Source organism: Dokdonella sp. (assembly GCF_044227025.1).
Lineage (GTDB): Bacteria > Pseudomonadota > Gammaproteobacteria > Xanthomonadales > Rhodanobacteraceae > Dokdonella_A.
Genome location: NZ_JBGAFX010000007.1, coordinates 78,835 through 93,205, shown reverse-complemented (window position 1 = coordinate 93,205; position 14,371 = coordinate 78,835). Strand labels below are relative to the sequence as shown.

Sequence of the window (14,371 nt, the reverse complement as noted above, 5' to 3'; positions counted from 1 at the left end):
GCGGAACGCGCCTGCATCGGATCAGCGAAGCGCGTGCGCTCCGCCCCTCATGTACGTTCCGCCATCAGCTTGGCTGCCAGTTCCTTCGGCGTTCCCTCGAAACTGACGAGGCCCGCCTCTTTCACGCCGTCGACCATCGTGCTGACCACACAGCTTTCCGGCGACTGCGCGTAGACCTTGCCACCTTTCTCGACCAGATGGCGGCAGCCCGCGACCGCGTCGTCGGACATGCCCGAGAACACGATCGCACCGGCTTGCTCGCCGTAGCGGTTCGCGACATCCTCGATCACGCGGTCGATCGACGGGCGGTAGGCCGCTTCGCTGGTGTTTTTCTCGAGCAGGACCACGCCCATCGGATCGACTTGCAGCCGGTGCGAGTTGGGCACGATGATGATTTCGCCGTGCGCCACCCGCTCGCCATGCGCAGGCGTGCGCACCGTCATCTGCGTCGCGCGCCCGAGTTGTTTCGCCATCATGTCGACGAATTCGTCGCCCAGATGCTGCGCGAGCAGGAACAGCGCAGGATAGTCGCGCGGGAATTCCGACAGGAATTCGCGCACTGATTCCGGGCCGCCGACCGATGCGCCGAGCACCCACACGGCCTGGATCTTCGCCTTGACCGAATCGGGGTCGAACCAGTTCTCGTGATCGAGGGTTTCGCGCGTCGGCGAGACCGCTTCTTCCAGCGGAATCAGTTCGAGCGACAGCTCCGACAACGATGGAATCGGCGGTTGCTTCGCTTCGTCGCCGCCTTCCGGCGCAAGGTAATCGCTGGCGCTGACCTTTTCGATGCCGAACTGTGCCGGACCGGTCGGGACCGGTGCGGGCGCCGCCTCTTCGGTGAGGTCCTCCAGAGACCACGAATCAGCCAGAGCGCCGATCGCCGGCTTCGCCGGTGGCGGCGCCGGCGCCGCAGTGCCAACGACTTCGTCCAGGTCGAAGTCGAGGTCAAAGCCTGCTGGCAGTTCCATCGCGGCGGAGGGTTCCGCCACTGGCTCGCTCGAACGGATTCCGGCGGCGACCGGGACATCCTCGGGCGCGATGTCGACGATGAATTCGTCGACCGAATCCAGTTCGATCATCGGTTCTGGCGCCCTCACCTCGAAATCGGCGAGCAGATCGTCGATGCCGGAAAGCTCGAGGTTGCCGTCGATGCCATCGATGTCGATCGTCGGCAGCACCTTTTCGGTGCCCCCCTGAAGCGGATCGGAGGGCGCCGCTTCTTGAAGCAGGTCGATGAATTCGGTCGGATCGAACTCGGGTTGCGGTGGAGCAGCCGGTGGCACTTCGACCGGTTCGGATTCGATCGCCATGGCTGGCTTTTCCGCCACGACGGCTTCCGCCACGGCAGGCGCGACCTGGGCGGGCACCTTCGCACGCGCCGGCACGGGCTCTGCGCCGGCGGGTCGCGGCGGGTCGAGATCGGCATCGCCGAGCACCTTCGCCGACAGGTGGCGCACCCAGCGCGCATGGTCCCAGCCGGACAGGCCGCTGCTAACGCCGCTGTCGTTGAAGATCACGGTATAGCGAGCATCGTCGAGCAGCGCGTACACCGCATCCAGGCCCGGATCGTCCTCGTCTTCGAGGTTCACCACGACGACGCTCGCGCGCGATCGTGCGAGGGCGTCGGCATCCAGCGCGCCCGCGACGGCCTCATAGGCGATCGGCGTTCCGATCGCGACGAGGGTTTCGCGCACATGCCGCGACTGCGCAGCGGATTGGTACAACAGTGCAACCGGCATGGCAGATGGACTAGACACGTTCGCGCCTCAGCACTTCCTGCACCTGACGCAGCAGGTCGTCTTCCTGGTAGGGCTTTCCGAGATAGCGTTCGACGCCGATTTCGAGTGCGCGCTGGCGATGTTTCTCGCCGGTGCGCGACGTGATCATGATGATCGGCACCTTGCGCAGGCGCGAGTCGTTGCGCATGTAGGTCGCCAGCTCGTAGCCGTCCATGCGCGGCATCTCGATGTCGAGCAGCATGATGTCGGGCACCGTGTCCTGCAACTTCTCGAGCGCATCGAGGCCGTCCTTCGCGGTGTGAACCTCGAAGTCGGCGCGTTCGAGCACGCGCGTGGTGACCTTGCGCATGGTGATCGAGTCGTCCACGACCATGACCAGCGGCTTGGTGCGCACGTCGACCGGTTGCACCGGCTCCGGCGCCATGAAGGCCGGCAGTTCCTCGACCGTGCCCGCGTCGATGCGCGCGCGCAGTGCGGCCAGGCGACGCACCAGCGGGGCGAGATCGAGAATCATCACGACCGAACCGTCGCCCATGATCGTCGCGCCGAAAATGCCCGGCACCGAACTGACCTGCGGACCGACCGACTTGACGACGATTTCGCGCGAACCCACCACGCCGTCGATGCGCACTGCGGCGCGCTGGTCGCCGGTACGCGTCATCAGCAACGGCACCTGGGTATCGTCGCTGGCCACGCGCGGGCGTGGCACGCCGAGCAGTTGCGACAGCTCGTAGATGACGTATTCCTCGCCCGCATAGGCATGTTTCGGGTTGCCATCGGCGATGCGCTTTTCCAGATCGTCGCGTGCGATGCGCGCTACGCCCTGAACCGACGACATCGGGATCGCGTAGCTGCTCTCGCCGAGCTTGACCAGGATCGCCTGGGTCACTGCCAGCGTGAACGGCAGGCGGATCGTGAACTGCGAGCCCTTGCCGCGCGTCGAGTCGATCGTCAGCGAACCGCCGAGCTGCTTGATCTCGTTGTTGACGACGTCCATGCCGACGCCACGACCCGCGAGCTGGGTGACCTGCTCGGCGGTCGAGAACCCGGTTTCGAGGATGAAACCGTACAGATCGCGATCTGACAGTTGCGCTTCGGGCTTGAGCAGACCACGGTCGATCGCCTTGCGGCGGATCGCGTCGCGGTCCATGCCGCGCCCGTCGTCGGTGATGCGCAGCACGACTTCGGTCGCCTCGCGACTGACCGCAATGTTGACCGTGCCTTCGGGCGGTTTGCCGCCGGCGGTGCGCTCGTCCGGCTTCTCGATGCCGTGCGCGAGTGCGTTGCGCAGCATGTGCTCGAACGGCGCCTTCATGCGCTCGAGCAGGTTGCGGTCCATTTCTCCGTGTGCGCCGTCGACCTTGAGCTGGGCGCGCTTGCCGACTTCCTGCGCCGCCTGCCGCAGGGTGCGGCGCAGGTTCGGCACGAGCGAGTCGAACGGCACCATGCGCGTGCGCATGAGACCTTCCTGCAACTCCGAGCTCACGCGCGACTGCTGCAGCAGCAGGGTTTCGGACTGGCGCGTCTGTTCGTCGAGGATGCCCTGGATGGACACCAGATCCGAGACCGACTCGCCGAGTGCGCGCGACAGCTGCTGCAACTGCGAGAAGCGATCGAGCTCGAGCGGATCGAACGTGCTCGAACTGTCATGCTGCTCGCGCTGGTAGCGCGCGATGATCTGCGCTTCGGTTTCGATTTCAAGCTTGCGCAGCTGTTCACGCAGTCGGCTGACGGTCTGTTCGAATTCAACCAGGTTGAAGCGGAAGTTCGCGATCTGCTGTTCCAGGCGCGAACGGTAGATCGAAACCTCGCCGGCGAAGTTCACCAGCGAATCGAGCAATTCCGAGCGTACGCGGATCATTTCCTGCGGCGCGTGGACCACTTCTTCCTGGTCCATCGCGGTCAGGTGGCGCGGTGCCGGCGCCGGTCGCGCCGGCTGAGCCGGTGCGGCTGCGGCGGGGCTTGCCGTTTCCGCCGCGGGGCCAGCAACCGCATCGGGAGCGGAGACCGCTGCGCTGAGGTTCTTGCCGGCCACCAGATCCTCGAAGCGCGTGATCGCATGCATCGGCATCGCGATCGCACGACGCTGCGACACGCGCTGGACCAGCACGTGCAGCCGGTCGAAGCCGCGCTCGAGCGACTCGACGGCGACGCGATCCACCGACAGGCGTCCGTCGCCGACCGCATCGACCAGCGATTCCATCGCATGGCTGAGGTCGCCGATCGGTGCCAGGCCGGCCATGCGCGCGCCACCCTTCAACGTATGCAGGTCACGCTGCAACGAGACGATATGGCTGCGCTCGTGCGGCGACTCGCGCAGTCCGGCCACGACCGAATCGGCGTGGTCGAGGATGTCCTCACTCTCCGTGACGAAGATGTCGAGCAGGTCGTCATCCGCATCGGTGGCCTCGAGCGGACCATCAGGCTGCACGTCTTCCGACAACGCGGGCGCCTCATGCCCAGCCAACGGTGCGTGCGCGATCGGCGCCGCCTTTGGCGGTTCGGCCGCACGCGGCGTTTCGACCTTGGCCGGCGGGATGAGGGGCGCCGGCGCGGCAACGGACACGCTGGCGACTTCGGGGACCGCGGGCGCGACAGGTGGTGGCGGCGGTTGCGACTCCGGCTCGGCGACGGGCAACGAATGCTCGACATCGACCGGGGCCTCGACCACGAATTCCGGCATTGAGGCCAATTCGACCGTCTCGTCGTCCGACAACGTGATCGGCGCTTCCGGCTCTTGTTCGACGACGTAGTCGGGAGCCTCGAGCGAGATCTCCTCCATCTGCAGTTCGCCCGGCATCGAGTCGAACGACGCATCGGCAGCCGCCGACGTTTCCGGACGACTGGCCGGCGCGCTCGGCATCTTCTCGAATTCCGCAAGGGCGGCCGCGAGATCGTCGGGAATCTGCGCCTGCGGCGGCAGCTCCTCCGGCAGATCCAGCTGGGCGGCATCGCTCAGCCAGCGGTCCATCTCGCCCGCATCATGTCCAACCGATGGCGCAGCCACGTCGCCGCCGAGCGCGGACGCAGACGTCGCCGACGACGTCGGACGATGCAGATCAGGGTCATCGGTGTACCAGGCCAGCGACGCTTCGGGCTCCGGCAGTGCATCGCGCAATGCCATCATGCGCGCGGTGAGCGCACTGGAGTCGGGCAGTTGCGCATTGCCTGATTCGAGGCGATGCATCACGTCTCGGGTCAACGCCACCGTGTCGCGCATCGCGGCGATACCGTCCGCCCCAGGCAGCGTATCGGCGGCGCGCAAGCGCTTGATGTAGGTTTCGAGAGGGGCCAGCACGTTGCCGATCGACGGGATGTCGACCATCGCGATCGCGCCATTGAGCGTGTGCACCGCGCGCAGCAGCGACTCGCTCGCACGGACCGGCGTCGGCGTGCAATTGGCCAGGTACTCGTCTGCGACGCCGAGGTGGGCCGCGACTTCGCTTTGCAGGATGTCGAACAGGACCGGATCGATGTTCGGCAGCGGCCCGGCGATCACTTGCCCCGAAGTCCGTACGACCTGTTCATCACTTGCGAAGCTCGGTGCCGACACGATGTCGTCATGCAGCGTCGGCATCTCGCGTTGCGGCGCGGGGACGCGGCGGCGCACCACGCGACGCTCGGTGCGCGTGCCGCCCGACGCCGCGGGAACGTAGGCGTCCTCGCCAGCCGCAATACGATCGGCGGCATCCATGATGCCGGAGATGTTCGCGTGCGCGGAATTGTCGCCGCGCAACGCCGCCAGCAGCGCCGGCAGCGCGCCCATGGCCTTGTCGACCAGAGCCAGCACCGCATCGCCGGGGACGATTGTGCGGTCGAGCACGCGGTTGAGCAGGTTCTCGACCTTCCAGCTGAATTCGCCGAGCGTGAGCGCACCGACCAGGCGTCCCGACCCCTTCAGGGTATGGAACGAACGGCGCAGCGGCTTCAGTTCCTCGAAATTCGTGACATCGCGCTTCCACACCGGAAGCTGTTTGGTGAGGTTGGCGATTTCCTCCTCGACTTCCTCGAGGAAGACGTCGCGGATGTCGTCGTCGATCTCTTCGCCGGCGCTGCCCTCGAATCCGGCGAGCGACTGTTCTCCGGCAGGAACCTCTTCCTCGATTTCCTCCTCGATCTCGATCCAGTGCTCTTCGACCGCGTCGGTCGCGCCGGTCTGTGCGAGCTTCAGGCCCGACAGGTCGTGCGCCGCCTGCTCCGGTGTGCGCGCCTCGCCGACAACGAGGTCGTTGAGGTCGCGCCCGGGCAGCACGTCGATGGTCGGCACGCCGAGCGACGCGGTATCCGCCAGGATCGCCGGTTCGCCGCGCGGTTCGTCCGTCGCGGCGCGGAACGTCTGCGCAGCCGGCACCTGCTCGTGCGCGAGCGGGGCGGGCTTCGGCGCCGGCATCTCGCGCACTTCCGCGGGCGGCAACGGCCAATAGCCGAGCGACTCGAGGCTTTCGCGCGCGACGTCGAGGATCTTGTCGCGGTTGCGCCGTTGTTCGCGCGTCGCTTCAAGGTAGTACTCGATCGCGGCCAGCGCATCGGCGAGCTTGTCCATCTGCTCCGCGGTCGGCACGCGCTTGTGCGCGATCAGCTCGACTTCGACGAAGCGCACCAGCGCCGTCATCAACTCGCCCGCATTGGCGAGACCAAGCATGCGCAGCGCACCGGCGATTTCCTCCAGCAGGCGCGGGATCTGCTGCACGCGCTGGTGGTCCCACGGCGACTCGATGAACGCGATGATGTCCTGCTTGGCCTGCTGGATGTTGACCGCGGCTTCGCGCATCAGCGCGTCGAGGATCTTGCGCACCTCGGCCTTCGGCAATTCCAGTTCGCTGGTGCTGCCCGCTTCGCCTTCGCCACCGTCGCCGAGGCGCTCGATGTGGTCATCGAGCGACGCTTCGACGTACAGCAGCGCGCCGGCAACGTCGAGCAGCGACCCTTCGTCGACCGGGCGCCGTTGCTGCGACATTTCCTCGATGATCTCGCGCTGCTCGCCGACCACGCGGCGCGGGACGCCGAGGCCGAGCATGCCGAGCGTGTCGCCGACCCGGTTCAGCACGTCCGCCTGCGCGGCGAGCTCGGACGCATCGGTGCTGTGGCCGCGCAGGAAGATGTCGAGCGCTTCCTTGACCCGGACGAGGTCGTCCTTGATCGCCGCGGAAACCGTGCCGAGCAGATTCTTGTTGCGCCCGGTCATCGAGCCTTGCGCATGCTGCAGTTCGCTTTGCGTCGGCAGCAACGTATCGAGGCGATAGGTGCGGCGAATGAGCGCGCTACGTTCACCGAGCGGCGCGCTGCCGGTCGAACCCGCATGCGCCACGTAGTAGAGGAGATTCTTGGTGAGCTCGCGCGGCGCGCGCGCCGCGAAGCCGCCCTCGCCGACTTCGGCGAAGCGGTGGATTTCGCGATCGACGCGTCCGAACAGGAGCTTGACCGCTACGGTCGGATCGAGCTCGCCGGATTCGGCCGACTCGATCACGCCAGCGGCGATCCACCACAGGCGACGTGCTTCGACCCCATGCGAAATCGAACGCAGCCGGTCGAGCACCTCGATCAGGCGGCGCAGGTGCTCGCCAGCGGACGAGTCACGGAACCACTTCAGCAGCGCGGCCTGGAATGCCAGACGCAGACGCAACGCCTGCGCGCGCAGTTCGTTCTGCGGCAGCGCCACGGCGCTACCAGCAGCCGCTTCCGGCAGCGGCAGGGCGAGGTCGGGCGAGAACAGCGCCGATTCGCTCAGCAGGTTCTCGCCGCGCACCGCACGCAGGTCGTTGAGAAGCGGCAGCAGGACGATCGGAATGTCCTTGTGGCCGCTCTGCAGGCGCTCGAGGTAATCGGGCAACTGCACCATGCCGCGCATCAGCACCGAATAGCCTTCGTCACGCTGCTTGACGGAGTCGGTGACCAGCCCTTCGGCGAGCCGCTCCATGTTCTCCACGACCATTGCCGCGCCGTACAGCTCGACCATGCGCAAAGTGCCTTGCACCTGGTGCAGGTGCTCGGCGCAGACGCGCATCAACGCGCGGTTGTCGGGCTCGTCCACATAGGTCTCGAGCGCCTCGCGCGCTTGCGCAAGCGTCGCATCGAGCGCCGGCTTGACCCAGTTGAGGGCAGTGAATTCGCCATCGTCGTACAGTTTCATGCGTCTAGCCTCGACTGCGACGACCGGCGTGCGCTGCGCGCAACGCGCCGGGCGCGCCCGCGATGGACTGGGGAAGAGTGGTCAGGCGTGGCTTCATGCGTGTCGGCTCATCCCGGCAACTTGAAGTCGGCAACCGATCGGCGCAGGTCGGACGCGAGCTGCGCGAGGTTGCCGATCGACTCGGCGGTCTGGCTGGCGCCGACCGAGGTCTGCGAGGTGATTTCCTGAATCACGTTCATCGTCGCGGAGATGTTCGTCGCGGCGGCCGACTGCTGGCGCGCCGAGGTCGAGATGCCCTGAATCAGGTCGGCGAGGCTGTTCGAAACCGTTTCGATCTCGCCCAGCGCATGGCCTGCATCCTCGGCGAGGCGCGCACCGGAAACCACTTCCGAGGTGGTCTGCTCCATCGAGCTGACCGCCTCGTTGGTATCGGACTGAATCGTCTGCACCAGCGTCTCGATGCGCTTGGTCGCGCCGGAGGCGCGTTCCGCTAGTCGTTGCACTTCATCCGCGACGACCGCGAATCCGCGGCCTGCCTCACCGGCGGACGCGGCCTGGATCGCCGCGTTGAGCGCGAGGATGTTGGTCTGCTCGGAGATGTCGTTGATCAGTTCGACGATCGCGCCGATCTCCTGCGAGGACTCGCCGAGGCGCTTGATGCGCTTGGACGTTTCCTGGATCTGGTCGCGGATGTTGTCCATGCCCTGGATCGTCTGGCGCACGACCTGCGCGCCATTCGCGGCAATCTGCACCGAGCGCTGCGCCACGTCGGCGCTCTCGGCGGAGTTCTTCGACACGTTGTCGATCGAGTTCGCCATGTCGTTGATCGCGACCGAGGCCGAGCTGATCTGGCGCGCCTGGTGCTGCGCGGCGTCGGCGAGGTGCATCGCGGTCGCCTGCGTTTCCTGGGCGGCGGCCGACACCTGCACGGCGGTTTCGTTGATGGTTGTCACCAGGCTGCGCAGCGCCTCCACCGCGAAGTTGACCGAGTCCGCGATCGCGCCGGTGATGTCCTCGGTGACGGTCGCCTTCACGGTCAGGTCGCCTTCGGCAAGCGATCCCATTTCGTCGAGCAGGCGCAGAATCGCGTCCTGGTTGCGCTGGTTGAGCTCGTTGGTCTGTTGCAGGCGGCGACGCTGGTCGCTCAGCAGGTTGAAGCCGAGGAACAGCAGCAACACCATCGCGGCAGCGGCGGCAAGAGCACCGAGCACAGGGCTGGGTGGCTTGTACCAGTTCTGGCTCGACGAACGCGCATCGATGCGTTGCGCCGCGGCGACTGCGCGCAGCAGCACGTCCTGGCTGTCCGTGAACGTCTTGTCGGCGGCGTCCTTGACCGCCTGCAGGTTGCCCGCCGCGTCAACGATGGTCTTGACCGGCTCGGTCACCGACGTCCATTGCTGGGCGACGTCGCCGACGATCTGCTTCGCGTTGGCGTTGTCGAGCGGCTTGATGTTGAGTTCCGGTGCACCCTCGAGCAGACCGGTCACGACCGTCTGGTACAGGCGCGAATCCCGACCGAGGCCGTCGGCGGACGACTGCGTGTCGGCGCCACCGACGAGGATCTTGGTGACGCGATTGCTCATGCGGTCGGCGAGCTGCATCTGGCGCGAAGCGATATACACCTGCGACGCGCTCGCGTTGCGGTCGGTGAGGATGTTGACGACCTCGCTCATGCGCGAGTTCAGCCCCGAGACCTTGTCGATGAAATCCTTCGCATTGGTGTTGGCGGTGAGCACAACCGCCTGGTTGTCGATGATCTTCTTGGCATCGGCCTGCAACAATTCCCACGCCTTGGTAAGGCTGTCGGTCTTGACGTCGATGTAGGACGAGTAGCTCGGCATGCCGGTCTTGTCGCCCTTGCTCAGCGCCGTGACGTAGGCATTGATGTTGTCGCTCGTGCTCTTCAATTCCTGGAATGCGAGCTCGTTGCCGCTCGCCGCTTCGGATGCGTACTTCGCCAGCTGCTGCGAGGACACCTGGATCTGCGTGGTGTACGCGACCGCCTTGCGGTCCTGCACGTTCTGGTAGTACAGCAGCGCGAAGTCGACGATCGCGAACAGGAACAGCGCACCGAGGACGAGGAACAGGACCGAATTGGTCCGCCCGCCGCCGACAGAACCCGACGTAGTGCTCACACTTCACCCCCTATTGCGTTCCACCGCCGACCCGGACGGGTCACCGATGCGGATTTCATGCTGCCGCCTGCTGGAACTGGGTGCTGCGCACCAGCGCCGCCATGCTGAACAGGCCCCACAGCACTTCGCCCAACTGGACATTCTCGCCGACGTAGTGGACGTACTTCTCGTCCGACTCGCCGACTGCCTTGGACAGCTGCTCCTCGGAGAAGCTGCGCTGACCGTGTACTTCGTCGACCATCAGGCCGACGCTGCCGCCGTGCTGGCGTACCACCAGCACGCGCGTCGTATCCGTGTTGGGGCCGTGGCTGGCGCCGATGAAATCGCGCAGGTCGACCACCGGCACCAGGTTGCCACGCACGTTCGCGACGCCGAGCAGCCAGGACTTCGCGCCCGGCACGAGTGTCACGGCGGGTGGCGTCAGGATTTCGTTGACTTCGGCGATGCTGCTGACGAAGTGGCGATCGCCGATGCGGAAGCCGATGCCGCGCCAGAGCCCGGGCGCATCGACCAGTTCCGGCGCACCGGCCGCGTGTTCCAGGCTGCGCCGCTCGTATTCGGCGAGCACTTCGAAAGGAGTGGTGGAGAACCGGTCGGCCATGTCAGCCACCCGCACAAACGCGAACAGCGGCGCGACGAGTGCGTCGCTCCGCGTTTTCGACACCGACCACCTGCATGGCTGCCATCACTTCCCCTTTGATCGAATGGCAATCCAGTGTCACGTTCCGTCGACGTAACGACGGATCGCACCCAGCAATTCCTCGCGCGTGAACGGCTTGGTCAGGTACTGCTCCGAGCCGACGATACGTCCGCGCGCCTTGTCGAACAGGCCGTCCTTCGAGGACAGCATGATGACCGGCGTGCTCTTGAACATCTGGTTGTTCTTGATCAGCGCACACGTCTGGTAACCGTCCAGACGCGGCATCATGATGTCGACGAAGATGATCTGCGGCTGCGTGTCGGAGATCTTCGCCAGCGCCTCGAAACCGTCGGTCGCCGTCACGACCTCGCAACCCTCCTTGCGCAGCAGGGTCTCCGCGGTGCGACGGATGGTCTTCGAGTCGTCGATGACCATCACCTTGACGCCGTTGAGGCCGCCTTCTTTCGTGTCGTCCACCTAACCCCCTCGCCACATCGGATGCCCGCGGCCATCGCCGTGAATTCGGACGCGTCGCCCATACATGCAATCGGCATGCCGGAAAGAACGGACAACGGCGCGCTCGACCTGGCGCACCTTGCGTCCGGAACCCTTATCCAACATAGCTAGCGAAGCTGTCAAGTTGTTGCCGTAAGTGCAGGTTTGGGCAAAAGTTCGCGCTCGCGCAAAGGTATTGGGCGAGCGCTTCGAGTGTAGTATGCAGCGTGCCGCGTGGATGCGACAGACTTCTCGCCCGCCACCCCGCGGCGCGCAACGAAAAACGGCGCAAAGTGACGCTCCCGGCCGCGGAATCGCGGACCGCGCGCGCCATCCCCGATAGGCTCCCGGGCTTCGCCCGACGCATCCCGGAAAACCGCATGCCCTCCAGTCTCGCCGTGCTGATGGACCCGATCGGCACGATCAACCCGAAAAAGGACACCACCCTCGCGCTGCTGCTCGAAGGCCAGCGCCGCGGCTACTCCCTGCTGTACGCGACCCAGGGCGACCTCGCGATCCGTGACGGCGCCGCCTGGGCGCGCCTGGCTCCGCTGGCCGTGCGCGACGATCCGCACGACTGGTTCAGCCTGGGCACGCCAGCCTGGCGGCCACTGGCCGGGATCGATTTCGCGCTGGCCCGCAAGGACCCGCCGGTCGATCCGCAGTTCATCTACGACACGATGGTGCTCGAAGTGGCGCAACGCGCCGGTGTGCAGGTCGTCAATGACCCGCGCGGCCTGCGTGACGCCAACGAGAAGCTGTTTTCGCTGCGTTTCCCGCAGTGCTGTCCGCCGACCGCGATCGCGCGCGATGCCACCGAACTCAGGCGGTTCGTCGCCGAGCACGGCGAGGTCGTTCTGAAGCCGCTGGACGGCATGGGTGGACGCAGCATCTTCCGCTCCCGCCACGGCGATCCGAACCTGAACGTAATCCTCGAAACCCTGACCGGCAACGGTCACGGCTTCGCGATCGCACAGAAGTTCATTCCCGAGATCAGCGCCGGCGACAAGCGCATCCTCATGATCGACGGCGAGCCGGTGCCCTACGCGCTCGCACGCATTCCGCAGGGCGACGACTTCCGCGGCAACCTTGCGGCCGGCGGCAAGGGTGTCGGCGTGCCGTTGTCGGAGCGCGACCGCTGGATCGCCGCCGAAGTGGGCCCGGAGCTGCGCCGGCGCGGCATGCGCTTCGTCGGTCTCGACGTGATCGGCGACTGGCTCACCGAGATCAACGTGACCTCGCCGACCTGCGTGCGCGAACTCGATGCGCAATTCGGCCTCAACATCGCCGGCCTGCTGTTCGACCGGCTCGAAGCCGCGCAGGCAGCGTGATGTCCGATCCGACGACCGGCAATGCCGACCGCCTCGGCGTGACCCTGCTGTTCTCGGTGGTCGCGCACGCGGTGCTCGCGCTCGGCATCACGTTCCAGTTCGAGAAGGCGTCGCCGCGCCTGCCCTCGCTCGACGTGATCCTCGTGCAGTCGGCCAACAGCGAGAAGCCGGACAAGGCCGACTTCATCGCGCAAGCGAGCAACAGCGGCGGCGGCGAATCGGACAAGGCGCACCGTCCCGCGCAACCGCTGTCGAGCCCGGTGCCGAAGGCGACGCCCGGCATTGCCCCGCTGCCGATCGAGGACGGCGCGCCACGACCGACGCCACCGCGACCGAGCGAGATGCTGACCCAGCGCAAGTCCTCCTATACCGTCGCGACGGACCGCCAGGCGCCGGAAGCCACGCCGCAGGACGCCGCCGAGCGCGAAGCCGAGCAGCGCCGGATCGAGATGGCCCAGCTCGCCCAGGAAGTACAGCGCGAGTCCGAGCAGTACGCCAAGCGGCCCAAGCGCAAGTACATCTCGGCGAACACGCAGGAATACGAGTTCGCCGCGTACATGCGCGCGTGGGTCGCGCGGATCGAGCGCATCGGCAACCTGAATTACCCGGACGAGGCACGCCGCCAGCAATTGCACGGCCAGCTCGTGCTGACCGTCGGCATCGATCGCCAGGGCAAGGTCAAGAGCATCGACGTGATCCAGTCGAGTGGGCACAAGGTCCTCGACGACGCCGCGATCCGCATCGTGCGCCTGGCCGAACCGTTCCCGGCGCTGCCCGACAGCAAGGAACACATCGACGAGCTGTACATTTCGCGCACCTGGCAGTTCCTTGCCGGCGAATCCGGCGACAGCCTGCAGACGCGCTGACGCGTCACCCCGCCTTCACGATCGGTCGTGCCGGCTGCCGTACAATGCCGACATGACCGATGCGACCCCGCTCACGAACCAGTTGCTGATCGCAATGCCGTCGCTGCGCGACCCGAACTTCGCGCGCGGCGTCGCGTTCCTGTGCCAGCACGGCGAGGACGGCGCGATGGGCCTGATGATCAACCGCCTGTCCGAGTACCGCCTCGGCGACGTGCTCGCGCAGATGAACATGCATTCCGATCTCGCCGACGTCGCCGATGCACCGGTATTGATCGGTGGACCGGTGCAACCGGAGCGCGGCTTCGTGCTGCATTCCCCCGGCGGCGACTGGGAGTCTTCGTTCAAGATCTCCGAGCAGATCAGCGTTACCACATCGCGCGACATCCTCGTCGCGATCGCGATGGGCAAGGGCCCGCGTCACGCCGTCGTCACGCTCGGCTACTCCGGCTGGAGTCCGGGCCAGCTCGAACAGGAACTGTACGAGAACCACTGGTTGACCGCGCCGGCGGCCGAACAGGTGCTGTTCGAGACGCCGCTCGACGAACGCTGGGAAGCCGCCGCCGGACTCGTCGGCGTGAACCTTTTCCAGCTCGCGAGCTATGCCGGCCACGCCTGAGGATACGGCGCTCGCCTTCGACGTCGGCACCCGCGTCATCGGCGTCGCAATCGGCAACCGCCTGAGCGGCAGCGCGCGCGCGCTCACCACACTCGCACCCGACGACTGGACACGCCTCGACGCGCTTGTCGCCACCTGGCGACCGGATGCGCTCGTGGTCGGCCTGCCGCTGACCCTTGACGGCGGCGAGCAGGCCATGTCGAAGCGCGCACGCGCGTTCGCGACGCAACTTGAACAACGCTACCAGCGCGTCGTGCACCTCGTCGACGAACGCAACACCTCGCGCGAAGCGGCGCGGCGCTTCGCGAGGCAACGCGCCAGCGGCGCGGCAAAGCGCAAGGACGCCGCCGAGATCGACGCACTGGCGGCGGCCATCATCCTCGAAGCCTGGCTGTAGCCGACACCCACCGATACCC

General features: G+C 66.5%; 9 protein-coding genes. 4 read left to right on the top strand and 5 right to left on the bottom strand.

All coding sequences use genetic code 11. From position 1 onward, the window contains the following. Positions 1-47: 47 nt before the first annotated feature. The 5 genes from ACILRJ_RS16095 to ACILRJ_RS16075 form a co-directional block, all read right to left on the bottom strand. A complete protein-coding gene (locus tag ACILRJ_RS16095) occupies positions 48-1,760 on the bottom strand; it encodes a chemotaxis protein CheB (protein ID WP_395684227.1) in 1,713 nt (570 codons plus the stop codon). After that, entirely contained in the window at positions 1,753-7,872 is a 6,120-nt protein-coding gene (locus ACILRJ_RS16090; RefSeq protein WP_395684226.1) for an Hpt domain-containing protein, read from the bottom strand. The genes ACILRJ_RS16095 and ACILRJ_RS16090 overlap by 8 nt, the downstream gene beginning before the upstream one ends. 107 nt (positions 7,873-7,979) lie before the next feature. Then, on the bottom strand, positions 7,980-10,007 hold the full coding sequence (locus ACILRJ_RS16085; protein WP_395684225.1) for a methyl-accepting chemotaxis protein: 2,028 nt from the start codon (positions 10,005-10,007) through the stop codon (positions 7,980-7,982). Between the two features lie 55 nt (positions 10,008-10,062). After that, positions 10,063-10,671 carry a chemotaxis protein CheW gene (locus ACILRJ_RS16080; protein WP_395684224.1) on the bottom strand — a complete coding sequence of 203 codons (609 nt, stop codon included), beginning with the start codon at positions 10,669-10,671 and terminating at the stop codon, positions 10,063-10,065. 54 nt (positions 10,672-10,725) lie between these two features. Continuing rightward, complete coding sequence (locus ACILRJ_RS16075; protein WP_395684384.1) at positions 10,726-11,082, bottom strand: response regulator; 357 nt, start codon at positions 11,080-11,082, stop codon at positions 10,726-10,728. Positions 11,083-11,522: 440 nt separating this feature from the next. On the opposite strand from ACILRJ_RS16075, the gene gshB reads away from it, so the two are divergent. The 4 genes from gshB to ruvX are packed head-to-tail and all read left to right on the top strand — an operon-like array spanning position 11,523 to position 14,352. Continuing rightward, entirely contained in the window at positions 11,523-12,473 is a 951-nt protein-coding gene (gene gshB, locus ACILRJ_RS16070; protein ID WP_395684223.1) for a glutathione synthase, read from the top strand. Continuing rightward, positions 12,473-13,339 carry an energy transducer TonB gene (locus ACILRJ_RS16065; RefSeq protein ID WP_395684222.1) on the top strand — a complete coding sequence of 289 codons (867 nt, stop codon included), beginning with the start codon at positions 12,473-12,475 and terminating at the stop codon, positions 13,337-13,339. The genes gshB and ACILRJ_RS16065 overlap by 1 nt, the downstream gene beginning before the upstream one ends. Before the next feature lie 52 nt (positions 13,340-13,391). Next, positions 13,392-13,955 carry a YqgE/AlgH family protein gene (locus ACILRJ_RS16060; RefSeq protein WP_395684221.1) on the top strand — a complete coding sequence of 188 codons (564 nt, stop codon included), beginning with the start codon at positions 13,392-13,394 and terminating at the stop codon, positions 13,953-13,955. Then, the gene (gene ruvX, locus ACILRJ_RS16055) at positions 13,939-14,352 is read left to right on the top strand and encodes a Holliday junction resolvase RuvX (RefSeq protein ID WP_395684220.1); all 414 of its coding nucleotides are present in this window, start codon (positions 13,939-13,941) and stop codon (positions 14,350-14,352) included. Before ACILRJ_RS16060 ends, ruvX begins: the two co-directional genes overlap by 17 nt. Positions 14,353-14,371 lie beyond the last annotated feature (19 nt).